This window comes from Streptomyces sp. NPDC050704, assembly GCF_040654355.1.
Classification (GTDB): Bacteria; Actinomycetota; Actinomycetes; order Streptomycetales; family Streptomycetaceae; genus Streptomyces.
The window spans coordinates 14,012-40,957 of the sequence record NZ_JBFAHW010000096.1 but is presented as its reverse complement, the minus strand read 5'-3'; the positions used below and the strand labels follow the sequence as shown (position 1 = coordinate 40,957).

The 26,946-nt window shown below is 71.0% G+C and carries 21 protein-coding genes and 2 pseudogenes; 14 read left to right on the top strand and 9 right to left on the bottom strand.

Features of this window, described 5'->3' with window-relative positions; all coding sequences use genetic code 11:
* Nucleotides 1–305: pseudogene (locus AB0I18_RS38635) on the bottom strand (hypothetical protein); the annotation flags it as partial.
* A 22-nt stretch (nt 306–327) separates the two neighbouring features.
* Between AB0I18_RS38635 and AB0I18_RS38630 the strand changes: the two are divergent.
* The 5 genes and pseudogenes from AB0I18_RS38630 (at nt 328) to AB0I18_RS38610 (ending at nt 5,363) form a co-directional block, all read left to right on the top strand.
* Entirely contained in the window at nt 328–1,992 is a 1,665-nt protein-coding gene (locus tag AB0I18_RS38630) for a regulator (protein WP_363110393.1), read from the top strand.
* 116 nt (nt 1,993–2,108) lie between these two features.
* The gene (locus tag AB0I18_RS38625; RefSeq protein ID WP_363110392.1) at nt 2,109–2,321 is read left to right on the top strand and encodes a DUF4236 domain-containing protein; all 213 of its coding nucleotides are present in this window, start codon (nt 2,109–2,111) and stop codon (nt 2,319–2,321) included.
* Nucleotides 2,322–2,384: 63 nt separating this feature from the next.
* Nucleotides 2,385–3,914: a UDP-N-acetylglucosamine 1-carboxyvinyltransferase gene (locus tag AB0I18_RS38620; protein WP_363110391.1), complete on the top strand. Its 1,530-nt coding sequence runs from the start codon at nt 2,385–2,387 to the stop codon at nt 3,912–3,914.
* A 382-nt stretch (nt 3,915–4,296) separates the two neighbouring features.
* Nucleotides 4,297–4,689 carry a hypothetical protein gene (locus AB0I18_RS38615; protein WP_363110390.1) on the top strand — a complete coding sequence of 131 codons (393 nt, stop codon included), beginning with the start codon at nt 4,297–4,299 and terminating at the stop codon, nt 4,687–4,689.
* Between the two features lie 5 nt (nt 4,690–4,694).
* Nucleotides 4,695–5,363 (top strand): annotated as a pseudogene (locus AB0I18_RS38610) (nucleotidyl transferase AbiEii/AbiGii toxin family protein).
* Nucleotides 5,364–5,640: 277 nt separating this feature from the next.
* On the opposite strand, the gene AB0I18_RS38605 reads toward AB0I18_RS38610, so the two are convergent.
* The 4 genes from AB0I18_RS38605 to AB0I18_RS38590 all read right to left on the bottom strand — a co-directional run bounded on the left by AB0I18_RS38605 (nt 5,641) and on the right by AB0I18_RS38590 (nt 9,116).
* Nucleotides 5,641–5,787 (bottom strand): hypothetical protein, encoded by a 147-nt coding sequence (locus AB0I18_RS38605; protein WP_363110389.1) that lies wholly within the window; start codon nt 5,785–5,787, stop codon nt 5,641–5,643.
* 189 nt (nt 5,788–5,976) lie between these two features.
* A complete protein-coding gene (locus tag AB0I18_RS38600; RefSeq protein ID WP_363110388.1) occupies nt 5,977–6,324 on the bottom strand; it encodes a hemerythrin domain-containing protein in 348 nt (115 codons plus the stop codon).
* A 208-nt stretch (nt 6,325–6,532) separates the two neighbouring features.
* Complete coding sequence (locus AB0I18_RS38595) at nt 6,533–7,135, bottom strand: helix-turn-helix domain-containing protein (RefSeq protein ID WP_363110387.1); 603 nt, start codon at nt 7,133–7,135, stop codon at nt 6,533–6,535.
* A 529-nt stretch (nt 7,136–7,664) separates the two neighbouring features.
* Complete coding sequence (locus AB0I18_RS38590; protein WP_363110386.1) at nt 7,665–9,116, bottom strand: DHA2 family efflux MFS transporter permease subunit; 1,452 nt, start codon at nt 9,114–9,116, stop codon at nt 7,665–7,667.
* A gap of 639 nt (nt 9,117–9,755) precedes the next feature.
* Here AB0I18_RS38590 and AB0I18_RS38585 point away from each other — a divergent pair.
* Nucleotides 9,756–10,337, top strand: a complete 582-nt coding sequence (locus tag AB0I18_RS38585; protein WP_363110385.1) for a TetR/AcrR family transcriptional regulator — start codon at nt 9,756–9,758, stop codon at nt 10,335–10,337.
* 132 nt (nt 10,338–10,469) lie between these two features.
* On the top strand, nt 10,470–11,486 hold the full coding sequence (locus AB0I18_RS38580) for an NADP-dependent oxidoreductase (RefSeq protein ID WP_363110384.1): 1,017 nt from the start codon (nt 10,470–10,472) through the stop codon (nt 11,484–11,486).
* A 290-nt stretch (nt 11,487–11,776) separates the two neighbouring features.
* On the opposite strand, the gene AB0I18_RS38575 is transcribed toward AB0I18_RS38580, so the two are convergent.
* Nucleotides 11,777–12,556: an MBL fold metallo-hydrolase gene (locus AB0I18_RS38575; protein ID WP_363110383.1), complete on the bottom strand. Its 780-nt coding sequence runs from the start codon at nt 12,554–12,556 to the stop codon at nt 11,777–11,779.
* Nucleotides 12,557–13,044: 488 nt separating this feature from the next.
* On the opposite strand from AB0I18_RS38575, the gene AB0I18_RS38570 reads away from it, so the two are divergent.
* Both AB0I18_RS38570 and AB0I18_RS38565 read left to right on the top strand, forming a co-directional pair.
* Entirely contained in the window at nt 13,045–15,816 is a 2,772-nt protein-coding gene (locus AB0I18_RS38570; RefSeq protein ID WP_363110382.1) for an AAA family ATPase, read from the top strand.
* 529 nt (nt 15,817–16,345) lie between these two features.
* The gene (locus AB0I18_RS38565; protein WP_363110381.1) at nt 16,346–17,590 is read left to right on the top strand and encodes a cytochrome P450; all 1,245 of its coding nucleotides are present in this window, start codon (nt 16,346–16,348) and stop codon (nt 17,588–17,590) included.
* A 102-nt stretch (nt 17,591–17,692) separates the two neighbouring features.
* Here the strand turns inward: AB0I18_RS38565 and AB0I18_RS38560 are convergent, their stop codons facing one another.
* On the bottom strand, nt 17,693–18,691 hold the full coding sequence (locus AB0I18_RS38560) for an Lrp/AsnC family transcriptional regulator (protein WP_363110380.1): 999 nt from the start codon (nt 18,689–18,691) through the stop codon (nt 17,693–17,695).
* Between the two features lie 156 nt (nt 18,692–18,847).
* Between AB0I18_RS38560 and AB0I18_RS38555 the strand changes: the two genes are divergently transcribed.
* From AB0I18_RS38555 to AB0I18_RS38540, 4 genes are all read left to right on the top strand, one after another.
* Nucleotides 18,848–20,155 carry an Nramp family divalent metal transporter gene (locus tag AB0I18_RS38555; protein ID WP_363110379.1) on the top strand — a complete coding sequence of 436 codons (1,308 nt, stop codon included), beginning with the start codon at nt 18,848–18,850 and terminating at the stop codon, nt 20,153–20,155.
* A gap of 33 nt (nt 20,156–20,188) precedes the next feature.
* Nucleotides 20,189–21,679 carry an amidase gene (locus AB0I18_RS38550; RefSeq protein WP_363110378.1) on the top strand — a complete coding sequence of 497 codons (1,491 nt, stop codon included), beginning with the start codon at nt 20,189–20,191 and terminating at the stop codon, nt 21,677–21,679.
* Entirely contained in the window at nt 21,676–23,472 is a 1,797-nt protein-coding gene (locus AB0I18_RS38545; RefSeq protein WP_363110377.1) for an FAD-dependent oxidoreductase, read from the top strand. Before AB0I18_RS38550 ends, AB0I18_RS38545 begins: the two co-directional genes overlap by 4 nt.
* Nucleotides 23,473–23,663: 191 nt before the next feature.
* A complete protein-coding gene (locus AB0I18_RS38540; RefSeq protein ID WP_363110376.1) occupies nt 23,664–25,439 on the top strand; it encodes a hypothetical protein in 1,776 nt (591 codons plus the stop codon).
* A 145-nt stretch (nt 25,440–25,584) separates the two neighbouring features.
* On the opposite strand, the gene AB0I18_RS38535 is transcribed toward AB0I18_RS38540, so the two are convergent.
* Nucleotides 25,585–26,064, bottom strand: coding sequence for a DUF6299 family protein (locus AB0I18_RS38535; RefSeq protein WP_363110375.1), 480 nt, complete (start codon nt 26,062–26,064; stop codon nt 25,585–25,587).
* 236 nt (nt 26,065–26,300) lie between these two features.
* Between AB0I18_RS38535 and AB0I18_RS38530 the strand changes: the two genes are divergently transcribed.
* Entirely contained in the window at nt 26,301–26,528 is a 228-nt protein-coding gene (locus AB0I18_RS38530; RefSeq protein ID WP_363110374.1) for a DUF5999 family protein, read from the top strand.
* A gap of 19 nt (nt 26,529–26,547) precedes the next feature.
* On the opposite strand, the gene AB0I18_RS38525 is transcribed toward AB0I18_RS38530, so the two are convergent.
* Entirely contained in the window at nt 26,548–26,946 is a 399-nt protein-coding gene (locus AB0I18_RS38525; RefSeq protein ID WP_363110373.1) for a RidA family protein, read from the bottom strand.

Here is a 26,946-nt window from a genome sequence, read left to right as displayed (position 1 = left end):
GGCCCGAGGCCGAACGTGGAGACGGGCCCGGGGCCGAACGTGAAGACGGACCCGGGGCCGGACGTGAAGACGGGCCCGAGGCCGGACACGAAGGCGGGCCCAGGGCCGGACACGGAGACGGACCCGAGGCCGAACACGGAGACGGGCCCAGGGCCGGACACCAAGGCGAGCCCAGAGCCGGACACGAAGACGGACCCGAGGCCGAACGTGGAGACGGGCCCAGGGCCGAACGTGAAGACGGACCCGGGGCCGGACGTGAAGACGGGCCCGAGGCCGGACACGAAGGCGGGCCCGAGGCCGGACACGAAGGCGGGCCCAGGGCCGAACGTGAAGACGAACCCAGGGCCGGACCCGAGGCCCGGGCCGGAGTGCGCGCCCGGGCCGGTCGCCGTGCACGGGTGCAGTGACGCGCTCGCGCTCTTCGTCGACCGTGCGGCCGCCGCGGCGCCGGGGCTCGATCTCGGACTCGAACTCGACGACGTCGCCAGGGCAGCGGCCGAGGCCCTCTGCCGCCGGCTCGACGGCATCCCGCTGGCCATCGAACTCGCGGCGGCCCAGCTCTCCGACTGCTCCCTCGACGCGCTCAGCGAGCGGCTGCACTCCCGCTTCGAGGTGCTGACCGCGCGGCACCACGCCGTCAGCGGTGCGCTGGCGCGGCACAGCACGCTCCGTACCACCATCGGATGGAGTCATGAGCTGTGCACACCTCTGGAGCGGCTGCTCTGGGCCCGTCTTTCGGTCTTCGCGGGAGGCTTCGATCTGAACGCCGCGGAGTCGGTGTGCTCCGGTGGACCGCTCCCGGCCCGGACGGTCCCGGAGACGCTGGACGGTCTGGTGGCCAAGTCCCTGGTGCGGCCCCGGGCGGACGGCCCGGGCCCGGTGCTGCGCTACGGCATGCTCGACACGGTCCGCGAGTACGGCACGCACTGGCTGCGGGAGCTCGGCGAGGACGAGGCGGACGCGGCACGGCGTCGGCACCGGGACTTCTATCGGGAACTGGCCCGGCGGGCCGACGCCGAGTGGTTCGGCCCGCACCAGGTTTCCTGGTACGAGCGCACTGTCGCCGACCACGCCAACCTGCGGTGCGCGCTGGACTTCTGCCTGACCGATGCGGATGGCCGCTCCGCGCTGGAGATGGGCGGGGCGCTGTGGTTCTTCTGGTGCGGCTGTGGGTTCGCGCGTGAGGGCCGCCACTATCTGGAACAGGCACTGGACCGCTTCCCGGCTCCGGGCCCGCACCGGGCCAGAGCCGTCTGGGCCTGCGGTCTCTCGGCCCTCGCGCAGGGCGACGCCGACGCCGCTGCCCGGCTGGGGCGGAACTTCAGGACGGCTGCCGAAAGCCGGAGCGACCCGGCCGCACTGACGGTCGCGGCCTACCTCGACGGCGCCTCCCTGATGCAGCTCGGGAAGAACCGGGACGCCGCCGTGGTGCTCGACGCGGCGCCGTACACACAGGACCACGGAAGTACGTACACGGCTGTGCGGTTCCTGAGCGGGGTGGTCCGGGCGTTCGTACACGCCAATCTCGGGGAGTTCGACGACGCGGCAGTAGTGGCCGCCGGCCTGCGCACGGAGTCTGTGAGGCGCGGCGAACGATGGGGCAGGGCCTGGGCCGACTGGATACTCGCGCTGTCCGCGTTCGGCCTCGGCCGCCCGGACGAGGCCGCCTCCTTCGCCCGGACGGCCCTGGAGGGCAAGGCGCTGTTCCATGACAGCCTCGGTAGCGCCGTGGCCGTCGACCTGCTGGCCTCGGCCGCCGTGGCCACGGGCCGGAGCGAGCGCGCGGCCCGGCTGCTCGGCATCGGCCAGCGGATCTGGGAGACCCTCGGCCTGTCCCAGCTGGGCATGCCCGAACTCGTGGCCGCCCGCGAGGCGACCGAGCGCCAAGCACGGCAGGACATCGGCGACACGGCGTACGAGACGGCGTACGGGGCGGGCCTGGAATCCGACATCGACGAGGGCATCGCCTACGGCCTGCGCCCCTGCACGTGACGCCCGGGCCCGGCAGGTGAACGGGAACGGGAATGGGCAGTCATGCCCCGCCTCTTCGCGGGTACCCGGTCCGCTTCGGAAGCGGGCAACTCGGCCCGTCGGGCAAGGAGGCACCGATGCCGCTCACGTTCCGTAAGAGTTTCCGCATCCTTCCCGGGGTGCGGCTCAACATCAACCGGCGCTCGTGGTCCATCACCACCGGCGGCCGGCACGGTCCGCGGCGCACCCACAGCAGCACCGGGCGGCGGACGACGTCGATGGATCTGCCGGGCCCCTTCGGATGGCGCAGGACCCGCACCGCCACCAGGCGCCGCAGGCGCCGCATCTGAGGGGTCGTCACCCGGCCGGACCCCTCGGGATGCGGCATCTCATATGTGAGATAGCCTGCCGCCATGGCAGACGACTACCTCGTACGCATCGGCAAGCTCATCCGTGACGCCCGTCAGCATCGGGGCTGGACACAGACGCAGTTGGCCGAGGCGCTCAACACCAGTCAGAGTGCTGTGAACCGCATCGAGCGCGGGAACCAGAACATCAGCCTTGAGATGATCGCCCGAATCGGTGAAGCCCTGGACAGTGAAATCGTCTCCCTCGGGTACGCGGGTCCGATGCATCTACGAGTGGTCGGCGGCCGACGGCTCTCCGGCTCCATCGACGTGAAGACCAGCAAGAACGCGTGCGTGGCGCTGCTCTGCGCGACGCTCCTGAACAGGGGACGCACGGTGCTGCGCCGGGTGGCCCGCATCGAGGAGGTGTACCGCCTTCTGGAGGTGCTGGGCTCCATCGGCGTACGCACCCGGTGGATCAACGGTGGCGTGGACCTGGAGATCGTGCCGCCGGCCGAGCTGGACATGGCGGCGATCGACGAGGCGGCGGCTCGCCGCACGCGTTCGATCATCATGTTTCTCGGCCCGCTGCTGCACCGCATGGACAGCTTCAAGCTGCCGTACGCGGGCGGCTGCGACCTCGGTACACGCACGATCGAGCCGCACATGATCGCGCTGCGCCGGTTCGGTCTGGACATCGCGGCCACCGAGGGGCTGTACCACGCGCAGGTGGACCGCGAGGTGGCCCCGGACCGGCCCATCGTGCTGACCGAGCGCGGCGACACGGTGACCGAGAACGCGCTGCTCGCCGCCGCGCGCCACGACGGCACGACCGTCATCCGCAACGCGTCGTCCAACTACATGGTCCAGGACCTGTGCTTCTTCCTGGAAGCGCTCGGCGTGCGGGTCGAGGGCATCGGCACCACGACGCTCACCGTGCACGGCGTGCCGAACATCGACGTCGACGTGGACTACTCACCCTCCGAGGACCCGGTCGAGGCGATGAGCCTGCTGGCCGCCGCCGTCGTCACCGAGTCCGAACTCACCGTCCGCCGCGTGCCGATCGAGTTCCTGGAGATCGAGCTGGCGGTCCTGGAGGAGATGGGCCTCGACCACGACCGCACGCCCGAGTACTTCGCGGACAACGGCCGTACGCGCCTGGTCGACCTCACCGTCCGGCCCTCCAAGCTGGAGGCGCCGATCGACAAGATCCACCCGATGCCGTTCCCGGGCCTGAACATCGACAACGTCCCGTTCTTCGCGGCCATCGCGGCCTCCGCGACGGGCAAGACGCTGATCCACGACTGGGTCTACGACAACCGCGCGATCTACCTCACGGACCTCAACCGCCTCGGCGGCCGCCTCCAACTCCTCGACCCGCACCGCGTGCTGGTCGAGGGCCCGACCCGCTGGCGCGCCGCCGAGATGATGTGCCCGCCCGCGCTGCGCCCCGCCGTGGTCGTCCTGCTGGCGATGATGGCGGCCGAGGGCACGTCCGTCCTGCGGAACGTGTACGTCATCAACCGCGGGTACGAGGACCTGGCCGAGCGGCTCAACACGATCGGGGCGCAGATCGAGATCTTCCGGGACATCTGAGGGTCGTCAGAAAAAGCGCCATCACACCCCTGCTGACCTGCACGAACGTGAGGCGGGAGGGGAGGTGGCGGCGCCTCTGGGACTTTTGGCCGGGACCGAAGCCTTCAGCTCGCTGCGCACTCGACATGATGCGTCATCGGAGAGGTGTCGGCCTGAGCGGGTTACGGAAAAGGCCGGTCAAGGACCTGCTTCTCGGCTCACTGCCCCACGTGCGGGCGCCCAGAGCGTCAAACGAGCGTTATGACCGACAGTCCTCGTCTCCTCTCGGGGCAGAAGACGCCGCCACAACCAGCTCTCACCCAGCATGGTTCCGGGCGGCCTCCGCCGACGTCAGCTCGCACATCATGTGCCCGCACGACTTCACGGCCGCCATAATGGCGTCATGTCCTCCAGCCCACAGCACCCCGCCCCCGCGCCGATGGATCTCTCTGGCGCGGACGCCGAGGACCTCGCGCTGTACCGGGAGAAGTTCCGGCGGCGTCTGCCGGAGTCTCTGGACGAGTTGCACGGCCCGACCGAGGGGGTGGTGGAGCTACCGCTGCACATGGCCTGGTCCGGGCTGACGTCGTACGACATGGGCAAGCCTCGCCAGCGGATGGGCCTGTACCGCACTGTTCTGCACGAGGGCCTGCGAGACGACCTGCCCCTGTACCTCAACCAGGACCTGCTCCTCCAACTGTGGCCTGTGCTGCGCACACTCGTCGGTCGCACCCTGCGCGTCGTATGGGAGAACGCCTTCCCCGAGCTCGCCTCCCGCACCCGGGCAGCCGCGTGACGGACATGCCGGAGCTGCACACGCGGCTCCTGGCGGATGTGATCGCGCTCGGCTCCCCGTATCCCCTGGTCCTCACCGGCGGGTATGCCGTGCGGGCGCACCGCCTCGTGAACCGCCCAAGCCAGGACCTTGATGTCGCCACCGAGAACCCTGCGCCCATGGCCGACATCGCCGCCACACTCCGCGCCGGCCTGGAAGCCCGCGGCTGGAAGGTGCACGCGCTGGAGACCGCTCCGCTGTCCGCCCGCTTCACCGTGACTGACCCGGCCACCGGGCAGGAGTGCGAAGTCGACATCCTCAAGGAGATCTTCTGGCGGCCGGTCGCCCAGAGCCCGTACGGGCCCGTCCTCGCGGCGGAGGACGTGATCGGGACCAAGGTCCGCGCCCTCGCCGACCGTGGAGCGCCCCGCGACCTGATCGACGTGTTCGCAGCCTCCCGCCGCTGGACCAACGCCGAGCTCGAGGAGTTCGGCCGCCGCCACGCCCGTGGCCGCTTCGAGCGCGAGGACCTGCAGTCGAACCTCACGGGCGCCGAGTGGACTGACGACGAAGCCTTCGCCGCCTATGGGCTCAATGACGCCACCATCACCGCACTCCGCGCTTGAGCCTAGGAGTGGGCCGACGGCCTCGCGGCCCGTCTCCTCGAAGAGGCAGATATTCCAGACATCGACTGATCACATCCGAATGAGACGGCCTCCGCCAGCGAGCAGCGTAGAAGTCAAGTGATGAGTACGCGGGAAGGCAGTCGGTTGTAGGTTTGTCCGACGACAAAACCACCGGGCAGGCCCTCTGTATGCATCTGCCGGAGCCACTGCCCAGCCCAGCACGCAAAGACGTCGACCAGGTCGGGCGGTCGGGGCCCGCCGCTGCGGCCCAGGCGACCGAGTGGCTCTCGGCGGTCTCCGGCAGGACTGCGGCGCTGCGCGGAACGCGGCCGGCGGCGAGGTCAGGTCAGGCCGAGAAGAGCCGGGCCTCGTAGCGGTGCCAGGCGCGTCGGGCGGTGAGGCGCAGCAGCAGACGAAGCGGCGCAGGTGCCTTGGCGAGTGCCTGCGCGGTGACCTCCGGGTCACCGACCTCCATGAACAGGCCGAAGACCATGGGAATCTTCGACGGCGAGAGAGCTTTGAGGTTGTGCTCGGAAACCGCGTCCCACTCGGGCTGGGTGACGGTACGTGCGGCGACCGGCAGAAGATGTTTCTCCTCGTCCTGCAGATGCTCCTCCAGCAGGACGAGGAGGTGCTCGACACGGTCGGCCAGCCGCGTGCGGGCCGCGCTGGTGGGGTTCTCTCACCAGTCCGGAATCAGGGCGGCGGCCTCGTCCAGCATCCCGTGCACCGCCTCGTGCTGGGCCTCCATCCGGTGCACCAGAGGAGCCAGTTCCTTGGGCACGCGCTGCAGCAGCACCGGCCACAGATACAGGTCCTCGCCCTCGTGATGATGTACGAGCATGTCGAGCATCAGGTCCAGGTGGTCGGCGACCACACCGGCCCGTTTGTGGTCGCCGTCGCCGACGGCGCTCACCAGTGACGCGCCGGAGTCCAGGGCGCGTCGGAACGCGACATGCGCCATGACCATGTCGCGGACGTCGGTCAGGCCGGGGCCGTGCAGGGCGCCCGGCGCGGCGTTCGTACTCATCGATAGTCCCCTTCGTCGGGGGTGTTTCCATGCCGGAGACACGAGCGCTGCCGGCCTGACTGTCGCTGTCCATGGGCGGACCGAGAGCGTCCACGTCGACCCGTTCCGCCGGATCATCGACCGGATCGAAGTCGTCACCCGGAACGGACAGCACTTGCAGCGACGTGATCCGATCGTGTGACACGGCGCCTCGTTCCGCCACCGACAGTTATGAGGTCAGCCGCCTTATGAGGTCGACCCAGGTGGCCTGTAGACGGGCGACGGGCACTGCGTGCTCCTCGCGCAGGTGGTCCGCCACCTCGAAGCTCAAGAAGGCGAGCAGGGCGTGGGCGAGCATGTCGTGGTCGCTGTCAAGTCCCGCCTGGCTGAGGAGGGTTGAGAGGTGGCTGTGGAAGGACCGGCCGCTGCCCGAGGCGGCGCGGCGTGCGTAGGGGACCTGACGTCCCAGGGCGGCGCCCAGGTCCGCGTCGGTGGCGATGCGTCCGAGGAGGGCGCAGCCGAACGACGCCAGCCGTTCCGCCGCAGGTGCTCCGGGTCCCAGCGGAGGAGGACCTGTGGTGTACGCCTCCTGGAACTCCGCCTCGGCGTCGTCGAGGAGGGCGAGCAGGAGGCCGTCGCGGTCGCCGAACCGGCGAAAGAGCGTGCCCTTGCCCACGCCGGCCGCTTCGGCGACCTCCCGCATCGTCACGTGCTCGGGTCCCCGTTCGGCGACCAGCAGCGTCGCCGCCTCCAGCAACCGGGCGCGGTTGCGGGCGGCATCCACTCGCTCGGTGGAGACGTCGACCGATGTGCTGTCCGGTGTTTCCGGCACGGTTCACTCCGTGGTGTCACGCGTGCGTACACGTGCTTCGACTCCCCGCTCCGCGTAAGTGCACGTAGGTGCACATGGACGGGATGGGTGGTCAGGGGCACGCGCAGCACAGGCTCGACGGCATGGGCTTTGTCCGCCGTCTCGGCCACGCTGTTCACTGCGAAGGCGCCGCGCCCGCCGACCATAGGGCTGGCGGCACCTTCTTCCAGCTACTGGACGTCGGCGTGGCTGACGAACCGACCGGGAGGTGCCCCTGTCGAAATGACGGCACAGAGGTTGGGGTCGCCATCACCCCGGTCCACCAGCTCGTACAGCTTTCGGCTGTGTCGGGGCCGAACAACTGGCGAGGTCCCGACGCCTCCCCCGGACGATCAGGTCGGCTTCGGCGGTCGGTACGCCTTCCGGGTGGCTCGGTTTCGTGTCCCGGGGGCCATCGCCGGCCGGTGCGGCAGGGGATGGCCCCGGTGAGGGGCGGGTTCTACAGGGCGTTCAGCAGGGACGGTTCCTCGTATTCAGGGGTGTGCGGGGTTCAGATGGTGGCCGGGGCGCCGGCCGGAGTGCCTTTCGAGAGGTCGGCAGCCTGGCTGTCGGCCTTGGGCCGGCCGAGCATCAGGAGCGAGACGGCTGCGGCCAGGGCGACCGCACCGGCACCGACCCAGAGCGCCGGGATCAGTCCGTCCACGAACGTAAAAGCGGATTCGTAGCCGCCCTGGGCGGAGAAGACGGCTGCCAGCGATGCGACGCCGATGGCGCCGCCGACCTCGCGGATGGCGTTGTTGGCACCGGAGGCGATGCCCTCTTCCTCTGGGCGGACGGTACTCATGACCAGGTTCGCGGACGGCGCGAAGAACATGCCCATGCCGATGCCGCAGACGATCAGGGCCGGCAGCAGGGAGGAGTACGACACCTCTGGTTCGACGGCCAGTGCCCAGAGTCCCAGGCCCACGGCGTTGAGGGTCATGCCCACGATGACGACGGGGGCACCGCCGATGCGGTCGGAGACCGCGCCCGCGATGGGTCCGGCGATCATCGGCATGGCGGTCCAGGGCAGCATGCGCACGCCGGCTTCCATCGGTGAGTAGCCGCCGACGGTCTGCAGGTACTGGCTGAGGAGGAAGATCGAGCCGAACATGCCGAGCATCATCAGCAGGCTGGCCGCGTTGATGGCGCTGAAGGCGCGGTGACGGAAGAGGCGCATCGGCAGCATCGGGTGCTCTACGCGCCGTTCCCACAGGACGAACCCGACGAGCAGGGCAGCGCCCGCGATGAAACCGCCCAGCACCGGGGTGCTGGTCCAGCCGTCGACGTTGCCGCGGATCAGGGCGTAGACGATGCCGAACAGACCGCCGCTGGCCAGTGCCGTGCCGACGAGGTCGAGGCTCGGGGCGGGGCCGTGGCTCTCCTTGAGACGCAGCAGGGCGAGCGGCATCAGGATCAGCCCGAGCGGGACGTTCACCCAGAAGATCCACTGCCAGGAGAGGTGCTCGGTGAGCGTGCCGCCGATCAGAGGTCCGGTGGCGACGGCGATGCCGCTGGCCGCGCCCCAGACACCGAATGCCACGCCACGCCGCTCGGGCGGAACGGCGGCCGACAGCAGGGTGAGCGTCAGGGGCGTCACGATGGCGGCCCCGACGCCCTGCACCGCTCGCGCGGCGATAAGTTCGTTCATCCCCGGTGCGAGAGCGGCCGCGGCGGAGGCGGCGGTGAAGATGCCGAGCCCCAGGACGAACAGCCGTCGCCGCCCGAACCGGTCACCCAGCGAGGCGCCGAACATCATCAGGACCGCGAAGGTGAGGGTGTAGGCGCTCACCGTCCATTCGAGGTCCTCGAGTGCGCCGCCGAGGTCCTCACGGATCGAGGGCAGGGCAGTGGTGACGATCAGGTTGTCGAGCGCGGTGATGAACCCGGCCGCGCTGGTGATGACCACGGCCCAGAAGGCGGAGCCGCTCCGGGCGGGCTGCTGCGGTTGCTGCTGTGACATGACTTTCCTATGTCGGAGGGAACGAGTGACTGATCAATAAAGGGCAGGCCGGGGGCCTTGCGCCGGATCAATGCGGTGCGTGATCCTCCTGCGGTGAGCGCGAGTGCGCTGAGCGCGCAGGTATGACGCTACGGAGAAAGGGCTGGAAGCGGATCTGTCACCTCATCTGTCACCGGGTTGCCGAGCATCGGTGAAGAGGCGGCGTCATGAGTGGTCCCGGCTGCAGTGGGCCCTTTCCTCGACGCCGCTTGTCAAGGCGCCGGGGCGGCGCTGATGGCGTGGGGCGAGCCTTGCATCGGCAGATACCGCCCTGCTCGATCACGCGGCCGAAGCAGCCGGCGGGCTGGCGCAGTGGCGCGATCAAGGCGTTTGAACACCGGTACGCGGCGGCGTACTTGACACTGCCCTCTGAGTAGGAGCGGCGGACGGGGACTCTTCTCCGTGATGACGGGCGCCGGTGGTGATGCGGCAGTGGTTCAGGACAGTTGATCGCTGAACTCGGGCGCAGAAAGGGGTAGACCCCGAACGTTTTCGAGACCCAGGTCGCCAATGCCGCTCATCGGACATCCTCCAACCCGCCGGTACAGACGGGTCCAGCCCGCCTTGCAGTAGACAGACCTGTCTGTTAACTTGCATCTCATGGCCATCGCACCCAAGCGACTCCCTGCCCGGGAGCGCATCCTCGACACCGCCTGCGAGCTGTTCTACGCCCACGGCATCCACGCCGTGGGGGTGGACCGGCTGATCGCCGAGTCGGGAGTCGCCAAGGCCACGCTGTACAAGCAGTTCCCCAGCAAGGATGACGTCGTCGCCGCCTACCTCCGGCGGATGGACGACAGCTGGCGGCGTCAGCTGCGCTCAGCCGCACTCGCGGCCGGGGGCGACCCGCGCGAGCAGCTCTTCGGCCTCTTCGTCGCACTGGAAGCGGCGGCGCGAGAGGGCACCCTGGGCTGTGCGTTCATCAACGCGGTGGCGGAGTACGCCCCCGGCAGCACCGCGCACGCCATCACCGTCGAGCACAAGCGCGCCGTACGTGACTGGGTGCGCGACCTGGCGGCCGCGGCCGGCGCCGCGGACCCCGACACGCTCGCGTTCCAGCTGACGCTCCTCATCGACGGCACGCTGGCGGCTACCCGCGTCGAACGGGCCGACGCCGCCGCCGAGGCCGCCAAACGAACAGCACGCGACCTGCTCGCCGCAGCCTGCCCGGAGACCGGCTGACCCTATCGGGCCCGCGCACCGACCAGCGGGTGCCTCAACCGCGACCCAGCGAACAGACCCTTCTGTTCGGTTTTTAGTAGACAGACCTTTCTGTTCACAGAAGCAGAACCCCATCGAAAGGACTTGGTCCACATGCTCGAGCAGACCCTGCCCACCACCGCACGTGCCTGGCACCTGGAGTCCCGCCCGGAGGGCCGACCGACGCCGTCCGACTTCGCGCTGCGCGAGGTCGACCTCCCCGCCCTGGGCTCTGGCCAGCTCCTGGTCGTCAACGAGTACCTCTCGGTCGACCCCTACATGCGCGGCCGGATGAGCGACAAGAAGTCCTACATCGAGCCGTTCGAGGTGGGTGCACCCATGGACGGCACCGCGGTCGGTCGCGTCCTGGCCTCCAACGCCGAGGGCTTCGCTCCCGGCGATCACGTGACGCACTTCCTCGGCATGCGCGACCACGCGGTCATCGACGCGGCCACCGCCCAGAAGGTGGACCCGAACCTGGCGCCGCTCTCCACCTACCTCGGCGTGCTCGGCGCCACGGGCCTCACCGCCTACATCGGGCTGACCCGGTTCGCGAAGGTCAAGGAGGGCGACACGGTCTTCGTCTCCGGCGCAGCGGGCGCGGTCGGCAGCGCGGCCGGCCAGATCGCCAGGCTGCAGGGCGCCGGCCGGGTGATCGGCAGCGCCGGCTCGGACGACAAGGTCAAGCTGCTGACCGAGGAGTACGGCTTCGACGCGGCCTTCAACTACAAGAACGGACCGGTCGCCGAACAACTGGCACAGGCGGCGCCGGACGGCATCGACGTCTTCTTCGACAACGTCGGCGGCGAGCACCTGGAAGCGGCGATCGGCGCCCTCAAACTGCACGCGCGCATCGTTCTGTCCGGGATGGTCTCCCAGTACAACGAGGAGGAGGTCGTCGGGCCGCGCAACCTGTGGAACCTGTCCGTGACGCGTTCGGACATGCTGACCTTCATGGTGACCGAGGAACTCGACCTCCTGCCCGACTTCGTCCGCGACGTCGGCGGCTGGATGGCCACGGGCAAGCTGCACTTCCAGGAGACCGTGTGGGAGGGCCTCGACAACACCATGGACGCCTACCTCGCACTGATGCGGGGCGAGAACACCGGAAAGATGATCGTCAAGCTCTGAGTCCGCCCTCAGCCGACTGCGCGAGGGGCCTGCTTGGACGGCAGGCCCCTCCGCCTTTCCCTCCTCGTCGCCGAGCTGCCCAGCCGCGGTGCCACCGTCCACGCCCGCGCCCGCAACCCCGACCATGTCGACCTGCCCGGCGCCGACCGGTCGCGCTCGACAACACCGATCCCGCATCCGTGCAGACCGCCGCCGCGGTCATCGGCGACCTGCCCATCCTGGTCGACAACACGGGGTCGTCCACCGGCGCCGACTCGACCGGGAGCCGGGCGTCGTCTCAACGGTGTTGGTCAGGCGGGCCGGGTGCCGAACAGGTAGAAGTTGCCGATGTCGATCACGAAGGGAGCCGCGTAGTCGGGGTAGCGCTCGATGATGGCCCGCTTGTAGGCATCGCCGTCGTCCCCGAGCAGGTCGTCGGCGGCTTCCAGGTACGCGGCCATCTCGGCGAAAACTGCCTGTCCCGCGGGCAGCCCGTGTCCAGGCAGGACGGTGTCGTAGGACGGGTCGGCGAGCTCCTGCAGGATGACCTGCCAGCGGGCGATGTCGTTGTGTCCGACGAACGCGTGGGTGTGGTGGTAGACGAGGTCCTGTGCCACCAGTACGCCCTGCTCGGGCAGCCGGATCAGCAGCTGGTCGCTGGTCTCACCGCCCAAGACGGCTTCGAAGACGAAGGTGACGCCGTCGATGACCTCGGTGCCCGGAGTGATCAGGTCGGTGGGGGCCACTTGCGCTGCCGGGACCGGGACGCCGTTCAGGTCCTGGAGGTCGCCGCGGGCCGCCATCTGATCTCGTACGATCGCCAGCGCGTGAATGGGTGCGTTGAAGCTGGCTGCGCCATGATAGTGGTCCGGGTGGTCATGGGTGACGATGAGCCGGTCCAGCGGCTTGCCGAGTCCCTTGGCGTATTCGACGACCTCGTCGGCGTCCGCGACGTTGACCTGACCGTCCACCGCGATGAGCAGGTTCGGGGTTTCGATCAGCTGGGTGGTGACGTTCAGACCCGTGTCGGGAGCCATGTAGCTGTGCACCCGCACGTTGCCCTTGTCGATGACGGTGACTGTGCCCCTCATTGTTCTGCTCCTTCTAAGTCTCTCGCCTGCGAAGACCGCCCTGTAGTAGGGGTTGAGGATCTCCTCGGCGTCTTGCTTCGTATGACGGAAGCCGGGTTCTCGTTCAGGCGGACATCGCGTGTCGAATCTGCGCCTGGCGCCCGGGCAGTCGCCCCCGTCCGAGGGAAGCGCGAATCATCCACGGCCAACCTTGAGTGGTAAGGACGGAAGCTGCCTGTCGAGGGCTCAGCACCTCAGGCGAGAACGCGCGGCATGGCGTGCTGACGCACCAGGCGGCCGGGGCGACGGCGTAGCGCAGTTTCGGTGGCCGCCGCCATGTGGTCCTCCTGTGGTGAAGCGCGAGTGCATCGAGCACGCGGGCATGACGCTACGAGGGAAGGGGCGGTAGCGGATCTGTCACCGCATCTGTCAAAGGGGTGCCAAGCGGCGGCGAACCAACAGTGTTGTGAGTGGCCCCGGCTGCAGTGGGCCATTAAGATTTCAAGCAAATGAACCTGTATGGACGGCGCCAGGAGCAGGCAGCCCTCGACCGGATCCTTGACGCGGCTCGTCAAGGCGCCGGGGCGGCTCTGATGGTGTGGGGCGAGCCCGGTATCGGCAAGACCGCCCTGCTCGATCACGTGGCCGAAGCAGCTGGTGGAGACTTCACCGTCTTGAGATGCCGGGGTACCCGTCTGGAGTCGGGGGTGGTGTTCGCCGGCCTGCACGAACTGCTGTGGCCGGTGACGGAGCGGATCAGCACACTCCCCGAGCCGCAGGCCAACGCCCTGAACGGGGCACTCGGCCTCAGCGGCGACGTGGCGGACCCGTTTCTGATCAGTGTGGCCGTGCTGACGCTCGTCGGCGAGCTGGCCGGGCAACGGCCCGTACTGATCGCCGTCGACGACGCCCAGTGGCTGGACGAGCCCTCCGCACGGTGCCTGGCCTTCGTCGCCCGCCGGCTGCGCGACGAGCCCGTGGCCATGCTCCTGACCGGACACGACGATCCCGCCGAGGGACCGTGGGAGGAACTGGCGGCGATGGAGCTCCGTGGGCTGGACGACGAGGACGCCCGGCTGCTCGCCACCGCCGTCGCCCCGCACGCCGACGAGACGCTGATCCGGCGCGCGGTCCGCGCGGCGGCCGGCAATCCGCTCGCGCTCCAGGAACTGCCCACCTCCATGGCGGCCGGTGACATCCCGACCCACCCTCTCGCCGGTGAGCAAATCGCCGTCGGGCCCCGCCTGCGCCGCGCCTTCCGCACTCGCATCAGGAGGTTGTCCGCGCCCGCACGCACCGCGCTGCTGCTGATCGCCGCCGATGACCGCAGCGACCGGAACACCATGTGCCAGGCCGGTGGTGTGCTCGGCCTCGACCCGGTCGCGTGGGACGAGGCGATGCGCTCGGGCCTGCTCACCAAGCGTTCGGACGGTCGTATCTGCCTCCGCCACCAGCTGATGGCGGCGGTGGTCTACGAGGAGGCGCCGGCCGCGGACCGGCAGGCGGTTCATCGCGCGCTCGCCTCCGTGCTGACCGGTGAGAACGCCGACGAGCTGCGCCCGTGGCACCTCGCCGCGGCTGTGGAAGCCGCGGGCGGACCTGACGGGGAGGTGGCGCGGCTGCTGGAGGAGTCGGCCGATCGCTCCTGGGCACGCGGCGCCTGTGCCACGGCCGGCCGTGCCCTGCAGCGCGCGGCCGCGCTGTCCCCTGTCACCGACGACGCGGCCAGGCGGCTGGCTCTCGGCGCTAAGGCGGCCTGGGCGGCCGGCCAGGCCGATGTGGCGCGGGACATGCTGGCGCGGGCCGAACGGATCTCCTCCGAGGCCCAGGTCGCGGACCTCAGTGAGGGCTTGCGTGGGCTGATCGAGTTCACGCACGGCCATCTCGAAACCGCCTGCGGTCGGCTTGCCCGGGACATGGAGCGGGTGGCCGATCCCGGGCAGGCGTTCACACTCGGCATCATGGCGCTGTGGGCGGCGTGGGCGGCCGGGCACGGCAAACTGCAGCGCGAGGCGCTCCGCCGGCTCGAGCGGCGGCTCTCGCAGGGGGACTTCCCGAACGCCGATCTGCTGCCGTTGCTGCGCGCATGGTGGACGGAGGACCAGGACTGCGGCGCCGATGACCACGACCAGGTGGTGGCTCTCAGCGGTGAGGGCTTCGGCCGGCTCAGCAACAGTTCCTGGCTTCTGATGCCACCGGCGCCGCTGGGAGTGGCCTGGGGCATCGAGCACGTCCTCGGGGAGGCCCTCCACCGCGGGATCGACACGCTGCGGCACACCGACCAGGTGACGGCCCTGACCCAGGCGCTGGCCCAGACCGTGACGGTCGACCTCGCGCAGGGAGCCTGGGCCCTGGCCGAGGCGAATACCGTCGAGGGACTCCGAGTGGCGCAGGAAATCGGCGACGAACACTCGGCGTCGCAGTACCGCAACTGTCTCGGATGGCTGGCCGCCGTGCGAGGCGATGGGCGGACCGTCGCGGACCATGCCGCCCGGACCATGGAGCTCTGGATGCCGCGCGGAGGGCGCGTCTTCAGCGCGGCCGCGCAGTGGAGCCTCGGTATGTCGGCGCTCTTCGGCGGCCGGGCCGAGGAGGCTGTGGGCCGCCTGGTCCGGCTGACCGAGGACGGGCACCACGCGGCGCACCCCACCATCGCGCTGCTGGCCGCGCCGGACACCGCCGAGGCCGCCCTCCAGGCCGGGCAGCGGGCGACGGCCGAGGATCAGGCGCGGCTGCTGCGGCGGTGGGCCGAGCGGTCCAACGCCCCCTGGGCGGTCTCCGCGCTGCACCTTGTCCATGCCCTGCTGGAGTCCGGACCGGAGGCGGAGAAGCACTTCCGGCTCGCGCTGGATGTCCCCGGAGCCCAGTCGCGGCCCTTCAACTACGCCCGCACCCGCCTCCTCTACGGCGAGTGGCTGCGACGCGCCCGCCGCCGAACCGACGCCCGGGCACAGCTGGCGGAAGCCGCGGAGACTTTCCGGCGACTCGACGCGGCCCCTCTGCTCGCCCGCACGCGGGCCGAACAGGAACTGAGCGGGCAGCACGTGCGCCGCGACCCGGCACCGGACCGGGACGCCGCAACGGTCCTGACCGCGCAGGAGGCGAGAGTCGTACGGCTGGCCGCGGAGGGCCTCACCAACCGGGAGATCGGGACACAGCTGCTGATCAGTCCTCGTACGGTGGGCTATCACCTGGCCAACGTCTTCCCCAAGCTCGGCATCGTCTCCCGCGCCGACCTCGCGCGCGTCGACCTCGGGGACGGGCTGCGTCTGACGGACTGACCGGCGGTCTCCCAAGACCGGCTGAAGGGCGGCGGAGCCGACGTCAGCCGCCCTTCGGCAGGTGGTGTCGACACCCCACCGCTGACCCGCCTGCCGCTACCCCGATACCCCCGGCTGGAACTGCACACCGCCAGGATCCAGCCCACACAGCGCTGCCTCACCCTCACCAGAGCCGAAAGGGCACCCGTCAGCAGCGGGGGTCCTCTGGGACTTTTCTGGGACTTCCGGCTGCGTCAACGAGCACGAACGTGAAACAGCCGAAAGGCCATCTGTGCAGGTCAGGAGCGCGATTCTACCCAACTTGCCAGGTCACAGGGCCGTCTGGTCTCTTCCGGGACATCTGAGCAGACCCCGCCGTCGCGCCCCTCCTACCGGCGAGAACGCCGACCCGGAGGGGCCGCGGCAGGGCATCCTCAAGAGGCCCGTGATCTCACTCACACCGGCCTCGTGTCAGGTATCTGTCCGCCCGCTGTCAGGACCGTCGGATTGCATGGCGACCGCTCCCTTCCCCCCACTGTGAGGAGTGGCCATGTCCGACATGCTTACGCACACCGCGGGCGAGGACTCAGCCGGTCCGGTTCCGGACTTCCCCATGCCCCGGGCCGCCGGATGCCCGTTCGACCCTCCCCCGGCGCTGCTGAACCTGCACGCCGAGACGCCGCTCGCGAGAGTCCGGCTGTGGGACGGCAGCACGCCCTGGCTCGTCACGCGGTACGAGGACCAGAAAGCCCTGCTCTCCGACCCGCGTTGCAGCGTCGACCTCGCCCGGCCGGGGTTCCCCTATTCCAGCCCGGTCTTCCGGGAGGCCGCCAAGGGCAACTCGCCGTCCTTCCTCAACATGGACGATCCCGAGCACGCCCGGATCCGCCGGATGGTCACCGCCCCGTTCGCCATCAAGCGCATGGAGGCCATGCGGCCCGCCGTCCAGCGGATGACCGACGGCCTGATCGACGGCATGCTGGCCGGGCCGAAACCCGCCGACCTGGTGGCGGCCCTCGCGCTGCCGCTGCCGTCGCTGGTGATCTGCGAACTGCTCGGAGTCCCGTACGAGGACCACGAGTTCTTCCAGCGCAACAGCGAGGTGGGACTCCGCCGGGACGCCACGCCCGAGCAGACCAGGGAGTCCAGTGGCGAGCTGCTGAAGTACCTGATGGATCAGCTCGACCGGAAACTCGCCGACCCCGGCGACGACCTGCTCTCCGAGCTGGCGACCCGCGTCGCGTCCGGCGACCTGCCCCGCTTCGAGGCCGCCAAGCTGGGCGTCCTGCTGCTCGGCGCCGGGCACGAGACCACCGCCAACATGATCGCGCTGGGCACCCTCGCCCTGCTGGAGCACCCCGATCAGCTCGCCGTCGTCCGGGACACCGACGACCCGAAGGTCCTCGCGGGAGCGGTCGAGGAACTGCTGCGTTACTTGAGCATCATCCACGTCGGCAACCGCCGGCTGGCCCTGGAGGACATCGAGATCGGCGGCGGGACCATCCGGGCGGGAGAGGGCGTCATCCTCCCCGGCGCCACCGCCAACTGGGACCCGGAGTACTTCCCGGAGCCCGAACGGCTCGACGTCCGCCGGGACGCCCGCCGCCACCTGACCTTCAGCTTCGGCATCCACCAGTGCCTGGGCCAGCCGCTGGCCCGGCTGGAACTCCAGGTCGTCTACAGCACGCTCCTCCGCCGCATCCCCACGCTGCGCCTGGCCACCGAGCCGGCGCGGATCCCGTTCAAGGAGGACGGCCTGGTCTACGGCACCTATGAGCTGCCGGTGACCTGGTAGCCGTGTAGCCGCATCGCGCGTCGCGTGCGGCGGCCCGTGCCCGGGTTCCTCGGTCGCCGGTTCCCCGGTCGGTCGCCGGTCCCCCGGTCGGTCGCGGGTTCCTCAGTCCCGCGGCCGTCGCGCGAGCATGCCGCCGCGCTTCAGTGAGCTGAGGACGAGCGAGGTGTCCACCGACGCCACGCCCCGCAGCCAGGGCGCCCGGGTGACGAAGTCGTACAGCGCCGACTCGCTGGGCAGCGCCGCCAGCACCAGGATCTGGTGCTCCCCGGTGACGAAACTCGCGTACCGCACATGGACGTTGTCCACCAGCGCCGCCGCCACCGCCTCGGCGTCGGCCGGGGCGGTACGCACCCGGAGTACCGCCTCCACCGGCAGCCCGAGCAGCGCCGGCTCGATCACGGCACGGATGCGCACCCGGCCCTCGCGCCGCAGCGCGCCCAGCCGCCGCCGCGCAGTGGCCTCGGACACCCCCGCGACCCGGCCGAGCTCCTCGTAGGTGCACCGCCCGTCCTCGGCCAGCGCGTTGAGCAGGAGGCGGTCCTGGCGGGAGAGGTCCTGGGCCGCGTCACCGGGCGGCATCACGTCACCGGAGGACGCGGCGGGCGCCTCGGGCGGGCCCGCCAGCGCGGCGATCTCCTCGTCCGTGAGCAGACCGGAGTGCCACTCGCGGATCGTCCGGATGTGGCGCAGCACCGGGAGCGTGAACGTCTCCACCATGCCCGGCAGGCCCGGCAGTTCGTCCATCACCAGGCTCGCCAGCTGGTCCCGCGGGCAGAGCAGTTCCGCGACACAGTCCGGGGAACCGGTCAGCACATGGGTGAAGACGCAGTCGGTCCTGCGGGTCAGCGCGCTCGCGACCATCCGCGCCTGCCCCGGGGCGCAGCGCACCCCGACCACCGTGCTGCGGCCGTGCAGCGGCATGGCCCCGATCCGCACGAGCCCGGAGTCGAGCAGCCGGGTGCCGCGGCGGACGACCGTGCGTTCGGCCTCGCCGAGCGCCGCCGCGACGCGGTGCCAGGAGGCCCGGCCGTCGATCTGCAGTGCGCTGATGATGCGCCGGTCCAGTGAATCCGCCACGGGACCGGTCTGCGGTGCGTCCATTGCACCAAGCATATGGCCGATTCCGTCACTCTGGCCGAAAATCTTGTTCCCTTCCGTCATCGTGCCCGAGCCTGCCGGTGAGCCGCCCGAACCACCGCACGAACCGAACGAGCCGCACGAACCGATGACTCCCCGCTCTCATCACGACGTACGGAGATGGTCGACGTGACCGCGACGCAAGGAACTCCCCTTCGGCAACCGGCGGTTGAACCCGCACAGGCCCCCGCCACCAGGCGAGGGCGACTGGCTCTGCTGGGCCCCGGCCTGGTCCTGGCGGCCGCGAGTGTGGGCGCCGGGGACATGGTGACGTCCCTCGCGGGCGCCGCCGGCTACGGGATGGCCCTGCTGTGGGCGATCCTCATCGGTGTCGTCCTGAAGTTCGTGCTCACCGAGTCGGTGGGGCGGCTGTACATGGCGACCGGCCAGACGGTGATCGCGAGCCTGCGGTCGGTCGGCCGCTGGCTGCCCCCGGCGTTCTTCGTCTTCGTCCTGGTCATCGGCCTGCTCTACGGGGCCGCGCTGAGCTCGGTGGCCTCGCTGGCCCTGTCCACGCTGTTCCCCGCGCTCCCCCAGCGACCGCTGGGCATCGCGATCGCGCTGGCGTCCGCCGCGCTCGTGTACGTCGGCCGGTACGCGCTCTTCGAGCGGGTGATGAGCGTCTTCATCCTCGTCAAGTTCCTCGGCATGGTCGTCCTGGCGGTGGCCATGCTCGCCACCGTCGACGACCTGCCGGGGCTCGTCTCCACCATGCGCCCGAGGCTGCCGGAGGGAGACGTGGTGACGGTGCTCGCCCTCATCGGCGGTGTGGGCGGCACGGCCGGCATCGCCTCGTACAGCTACTGGGTACGGGAGCGGAACTGGCAGCACCGGAGCTGGCTGCCCGTCATGCGCGCGGACTCGGCGGTCAGTTACGCCGTCACCTTCCTCTTCGTGCTCTGCACCACCGTGGTGGGCACGGGTCTGCTCTACGGCACCGGCAACACCATCAGCGGCAACGACGGTCTCGCCGCACTCGCCGACCCGCTCGGCGCGGACCTCGGCTCCGCGGCCCGCGTCCTGTTCCTGGCGACGTTCTTCTTCGTGACGCTCAGCGCGCTCGTCGGCGGGTTCAACGCCCTGTGCTACCTGCTGGCGGACTCCCTGCGGACCATGCGCGGCATCCCGGAGTCCGACGCCGAGCCCCACATGGCACAGCACAGCCGGCCCTTCCGCGCCTTCGTTCTCTACTGCGCGCTGGCCTCGGTGGCCGTCACGTTCATGGGGAAGCCGGTCGCCCTGGTGCTGACGTACGCCGCCTTCGGGTCCCTGATCCTGCCCCTGCTCTCCGGGGCGCTGCTGGTGCTGCTCAACCGCCGGGGCATCGAGCCGCTGTACCGCAACAAGGTCATGTCGAATGTGCTCCTGTCCGGCGCCTTCCTCCTCTTCGGGGTGCTGGCCGTCGTGCAGGTCAAGGAAACGTTCTGAGATCCGAGAGGCGTGAATCCCTTCGTGAACCCCATGGATGACCAGGCCGTGCACTCCGCAGCCGGCCCGGTGGCCGGCACGGTGACCGGCCCGGACGAGCTCTGCTTCCGGACCGCCACCGACCTCGCCGCCGCGATCCGGCGCCGCGAGGTGTCCGCGCGGGAGGTCGTCACCGCCCATCTGGAACAGATCGAACGCGTCAATCCGGCGGTGAACGCCATCGTCACCCTGGTCGCCGAGCAGGCCCTGGAGGAAGCGGCCAAGGCCGACGCGCGGCTGATGTCGGGCGCGGAGGTCGGCCCGCTGCACGGGCTGCCCGTCGCGCACAAGGACCTGCACGACACAGCGGGCATCCGGACCACGTACGGTTCGCCGATCTTCGCCGACCGGGTCCCCGACCTGGACCACCTGGTCGTCGAGCGCCTGAAGAACGCCGGGGCCATCACCATCGGCAAGACCAACGTCCCCGAACTCGGCATGGGTTCGCACACCGTCAACGAGGTGTTCGGGCCCACCCGCAACCCGTACGACCTCTCCCGCAGCGCGGGCGGCAGCAGCGGCGGCGCGGGGGCGGCGCTCGCCGCCGGCATGCTGCCGATCGCCGACGGCAGTGACACGGGTGGCTCGCTGCGCAATCCCGCCTCCTTCAACAACGTCGTCGGGCTGCGCCCCTCCCCCGGCCGGGTGCCGTCCTGGCCCGACAAGGCGCCCTGGAGCCAGCTGTCGGTGAAGGGCCCGATGGCCAGGACCGTGACGGACGTCGCGCTGGGCCTGTCCGTGCTCGCGGGCCCCGACCCGCGCAGCCCGCTGGCCCTGGAGACGCCGGGCGCCGCCTTCGCCGGGCCCCTGGACGGCGGGGTGCGCGGTCTGCGGGTGGCCTGGTCGGCCGACCTCGGCGGAGCCGTGCCCGTCGACGCCGAGGTACGGGACGCGCTGGGTCCGGCCGTCGAGGTGTTCGCCTCGCTGGGCTGCGAGGTCGAGGAGGCCTGCCCGGACCTGTCCGGCGCCGACGAGGTCTTCCTCGTCCAGCGCGCCTGGCAGATGGAACTCGCTTACGGAGCCCTGCTGGACGAGCACCGCCACCGGATGGCGCCCGATGTGGTGTGGAACATCGAGGAAGGCCGCAAACTCACCGGCCCGGAGCTGGCCCGCGCACAACTGCTGCAAACGGCCCTCTACCACCGCGTCCGGGAGTTCTTCGAGACGTACGACCTGCTGCTGCTGCCGGTCAGTCAGGTCGCCCCGTTCGACATCCGGCTCCCGTACCCCGCCTCCGTGGACGGCACGGCGATGGAGACCTACCTGGACTGGATGCGCTCGGCCTACCTGATCTCCGTCACCGGTTGCCCCGCGCTGTCGGTGCCGGCCGGTTTCACCCCGGAGGGCCTGCCGGTCGGGCTGCAGGTGGTCGGCCCGCACCGGCAGGACCGAGCGGTCCTCGCGGCCGGGTACGCCTTCGAGCAGGCGACGCGGACCGCCGAGCGCAGGCCGGCCGTCGCCCTGAGGGACGGAAGCCGGTCATGACCCCTCACCAGGACACCGCCGCACCCCCGCGCACCGCCCTCGTGATCGGCGCCGGCATGACCGGCCTGGCCACCGCCTGGTTCCTCCAGGAAGCGGGCGTCGAGGTCACCGTCGTCGACCGCCGGCACGTCGCGGCCGGCGCGTCCTGGGGGAACGCCGGCTGGCTCTCCCCCTCGCTCGCCGTGCCGCTGCCCGAACCGGGCGCCCTGCGGCTGGGGTTGCGCACGCTGCTCTCCCCTTCCTCGCCGCTCTACATCCCGCCCCGCGCGGATCCGCGGCTGGCCAGGTTCCTGCTGTCGTTCAGTCGCAACTGCACGCCGCGGCGCTGGCACGTCGCGATGAGCGCGCTGGCCCCGCTGAACCGGCAGGCGCTCGCCGCGTACGACGAACTCGCCCGGGGCGGCGTCGCCGAACCGACGCGGCCGAGCGACCCGTGCCTGATCGCCTTCACCACCGAGGCCGCCCGCGCGCCGTTCACCGCCGAACTGGAGGCGGTGCGCGCGGCCGGCCAGCACGTCGACTACGACCTGCTGACCGGCGCCGAGGCCCGGGCCCAGGAGCCGGCACTGTCCGAACGGACCGACGCCGCCGTACGCCTGCACGGCCAGCGCTTCCTCAACCCGGGGGCCTATGCCGAGGCACTCGCCGACGCGGTACGCGAGCGAGGCGGCAAGATCATCGAGGGCCTACGGGTCACCGGAATACGGGACCTCGGAAACGAGGTCGCCGTCCTCGGCACCGAGTCCTCGGGCGACTCGGGCGACTCGGGCGACTCGGGCGACTCGGGCGGACCCAACGGCCCAGGAGGCTCGGGCGGCACGGACGGCACGGACGGCACGGGTAGCTCGGGCGGCACGGGTAGCTCGGGCAGACCTGACGGCTCAGGAGGCTTGACCGGTTCTCCCGGACCCGGCGGCTCAGATGGCTTGGGCAGGTCTCCCAGCTCCGGCGGCTCCGAGGACTCAGCCGACTCGAGTGGACCCAACGGCTCAGAGAGCTTGAGCAGTTCTCCCAGCTCCAGCAGCTCCGAGGACTCGGCCGACTCGGGCGGACCCAACGGCTCAGAGAGCTTGAGCAGTTCTCCCAGCTCCAGCAGCTCAGGGGGCTCGGCCGACTCGAGTGGACCCAACGGCTCAGGAGGCTTGGGCGGTTCTCCCGACTTCGGCGGCTCCGGCGGCTTCAGCGGTTCGCCCAGCTCCGGCAGCTCCGGCAGCTCCAGCAGCTCCGGCAGCTCCGGCAGCTCCGGCAGCTCCGGCAGCTCCGGCAGCTCCGGCAGTACGGAACTCCGTGCCGACGTGGTGGTTCTCGCCAGCGGGGCCTGGCTGAACCGGCTCGCGGCGCCCTTCGGCGTGCGCGCTCCCGTCCAGTCAGGCCGCGGCTACAGCTTCAGTCTGCCAGCCGACGGACTGCCCGCGGGGCCCACGTACTTCGCCGCCCAGCGCGTGGTGTGCACGCCGCTGGGCGACCGCGTAAGGGTCGCCGGAATGATGGAGTTCACCGATCCGGACCGGCCCGCGGACCCGCGCCGGGTCCAGGCCGTCATCGACGCGGTTCGCCCGATGCTGCCCGGCGCCGACTTCGCCCGCCGCACCGACGTGTGGGCGGGCCCGCGCCCCTGCACCGCGGACGGGCTGCCCCTCGTCGGCCCGACCCGCTCACCGCGCGTCCATGTCTGCGGCGGCCACGGGATGTGGGGCATCGCCCTGGGCCCGCTGAGCGGCAAGCTCCTCGCCGAATCGATCGTGACCGGGCAGAGCCCCGCCGAACTCACCGCCTTGCATCCCCTGCGCTGAGGCACCCGCCGGGCAACTCACCGAGGAACCCTCGGACGCGCGGCACGTGACGGCCGCGGAGGCAGGTCGTTGGACCGGAACCGGAACGTCGAGCAGTGGCCGAACGGTGAACGTCACCGGCGGGAACCGCATCGGCCTCCGCGACAGCCCGTTCCGGTCCTTCTGCCCGTCCTGCCCCGGGAACAGCCGCCATGCCCGTACAGCCGTCCTCCGTGCTCGCCCCGGCCCCGCCGCCGGGACCGGAACTCCGCGAAGGCAGTGGGCGGCCACCCGCGTACCGGCCGCCCCGCAGACCCTGGGTGTTCCGACTTCGGCTTCGGCTTCGGCTTCAACCCCGGCTTCTGACGGGTCGCGTACCGGCCCTCGCGGTCCTCGCCGTCCTCCCCCTGTACGGGGTGTGGGCCGCCCTTCTCGCGACGGGCGGCGGCGACCTCGCCGCCCAGTACGCCTGGGCGGGCTTCGCCGCCCGGAACCCGGACACGGCCTACGGGCTGTTCTGGTACGGCGGCACGCACACCGCCAACTACAGCGTGCTGTCACCCCCGTTGATGGCGGCGCTCGGCGTGCGTACCGTCTCCGTCCTCTCCGGCGTGGCCGCCACCTGGCTGCTGGGCGCCCTGCTGGCGCGGACCGCCGGCCGGGCGCCGCTGTGGCCCGCGCTGCTCGGCGCGTTCGGGCTCTGGGCCAACGTCGCCTCGGGACGCACCACCTTCGCCCTCGGACTGGCCTTCGGACTCGCGGGCCTCCTCGCCCTGGCCGGCCGGACGGAACGGCCGGACCGGCTCACCGCGGGCGCCCTGGGCACGCTGCTCGCCACCCTGGCCAGCCCGGTGGCCGGGCTGTTCCTGCTGGTCGCCGGGGCCGGGTATCTGCTCGACCGGCGGTACGCCAAGTGCCTCGTGCTCGCCGTACCGCCCGTCGCCGTCTGTGCCGTGACGACCGTGCTGTTCCCCTTCCAGGGCGAGCAGCCCATGGCGGTCGGCCGGACGGTCCTGCCGCTGCTCCTGACCGCCGCCGTGTGGTGGGCGGCACCCCACGGCTGGCGAGCGGCCCGGGGCGGGGCGGCCGTGTACGCCGTCGGGGTGGTGCTGACCTGTCTGGTTCCCTCGCCGATCGGCACGAACGTGGAGCGGCTGGCCACGCTCTTCGCACCCGCCGTGCTGCTCGCGGCCCTGCTGAGCGCCCGGTCCGGTGCCGCCCCCGCCCCCTCCACCGCCACCGGCGTCGCGCGGGCGGCCGTGCACCGGACCCGCCCGCTCGCTCTCGCGCTCGCCGTCTCGGTCGTCTGGACCACCATGACGACCGTCAACGACCTGCGGGTCGCCACGTCCGTACCGGCCTGGGCCACACATACCGGCGGGGTGCTCGCGGAACTCGACCGGTTGCACGCGGCCCGCGACCGGGTCGAGGTGGTGCCCGCCCGCAACCATCGGGAAGCCACCCTCTTCGCCCCGCACGCGCAGCTGATGCGGGGCTGGAACCGGCAGTTGGACGTCGAGCGGGGTCGGCTGTTCTACGAGGGCGGCCTCGACGCTCCGCGCTACCACGCCTGGCTGCGCCACTGGGCCGTGGGATACGTCGTCGTGCCCGACGGACAGCCCGACGGCCCCGCCGAGCACGAGGCCGCCCTGGTCACGTCGGGGCAGAAGTGGCTGGCGCCCGTCTGGCGCGACGCGCACTGGCGGATCTACCGCGTCAGGGACGCGGAGCCGCTCGTCTCGACGCCGGCCCGGGTGGTGCGGGCGGGCGAGGCGGCCGTGGTCCTGAAGATGCCGCGCGCCGGGGCGGTGACCGTACGGGTCCGGTACTCGCCGTGGCTGCGGGCGACGGGTGCCTGCGTACGCCCGAACGGTCCCTGGACGGAGCTGGTCGTGCCGCGGGCGGGCGTGTACCGGCTGGACTCCAGCTATGCGCGGGGGCCCGCGGCGGAGGACGGTTGCCGGCTGGCGCGGGGCGCGGATTCCTGAGAGCGGATTCCTGAGAAACAGGTCCGCCCGCCGAGCTCGTGGGCTCGACGGGCGGACCCGGCGGTGGCGCGTTCCCCGACGGTCACTGGGCAGGAGCCGGGAATCGGGAGTCTGGAATCGGGAGTCGACGGTCACTGGACAGGGATCACTGGACGGGGGTGGCGTCCCCCTCCAGCGTGACGTCCTGCTGCTGGGACGCGTGAAAGTGCGGCAGCGGCAGGCCACCGCCGGAGCGCAGTTCCATCAGCGTCGCCTCGACGCGGGCCGCGCCCGGCTTGAACCGGCCCGGCTCCGTACGGTCGGTGTTCGTCCAGCGGTGCTCGGCGCCGTCGCAGAGCGCGGCGGTCCCGCCGACTCCCTTGCGTACGCGGCTGTCGCCCTGGCCGAGGGAGGAGCTCACGAAGACCGGACCGGTGGCGCCGGTACAGCGGTAGGTGCCGGAGAGGGTGACGGTGCCGTCCGCGGCGACCTGGCCCGTCGGGTCGACTGTCACCGTCTCGTACGGGTCGACGGACGCGGTCGGCGCGGCGGACGCGGACGACTCGGACAGGGCGAGCGCGGACGGGGCGGCGAACAGCAGCAGCGCGGCGCCCGCGGCTGCGCTCATGACCTGGCGCGATGGCATCGGAGTACCTCCTGGGGGTGGGGGTCTCCACAGGTACCGGTCCGGTGCGGCCGCGGGCGTGATCGTCACCCCTTTGGTGGCGAGTCCGCACCGACCGTCTTGGGCGCGTCCGAGTGTTGTCCGCGTGTTGTCACGCTTCCCTCCCGGCTGTTCCGATGAGTTCTCGCCGGGCGCATGGTCTATCTATGCGAGGCGACGACGACGCCGCCCGAACCCATCGCACGTGGAGGTACACCATGTGTTCCCACCGGTCTTCGTGCCCGTCCGCCGACTTCTCCGACCGCTCCGACCGGTCCCGGCGCTCCCACAGCGACGCGCACATCGTCGCCTCGCACCCCGAGCAGGGCTGGTACCTGCTGTGCGACGGCGCGATCGTCTTCGACGACACCGGTGAGCTGCTGCCCGACGGCCGGGTCGTCGCCCCGCACCGCGTGCCGGTCGAGCAGCTGGCCGTCGCGGCCTGACGCACCTTCGGTCGCACGGTCAGGCCGGTACGGCGACTCCGTCGAGTTCCACCAGCGCCTGACCGTCCCAGAGCCGGACCACCCCGATCACCGCCATCGCGGGGTAATCGCGTCCGGCCAACCGCCGCCAGATACGCCCGAGTTCGGGGGCGTGGCCGCGGTAGTCGTCGACATCCGTGGTGTAGACGGTGACCCGGACGAGATCGGACGGGACGCCGCCGGCCGCGTGCAGGGCGATGAGGAGATTGGCCAGGGCCCGCTCGAACTGCAAGGGGAGCGTGGAGCCGACGATCTTTCCGTCCGTGTCGAGTGCCGTCTGACCCGCGAGGAAGACCAGGCGGGAGCCGGTGGCGGTGACGGCATGCGAGAAGCCGGTGGGCGGGGAGAGCTCGGGCGGATTGACGCGCTCGATGGTCAT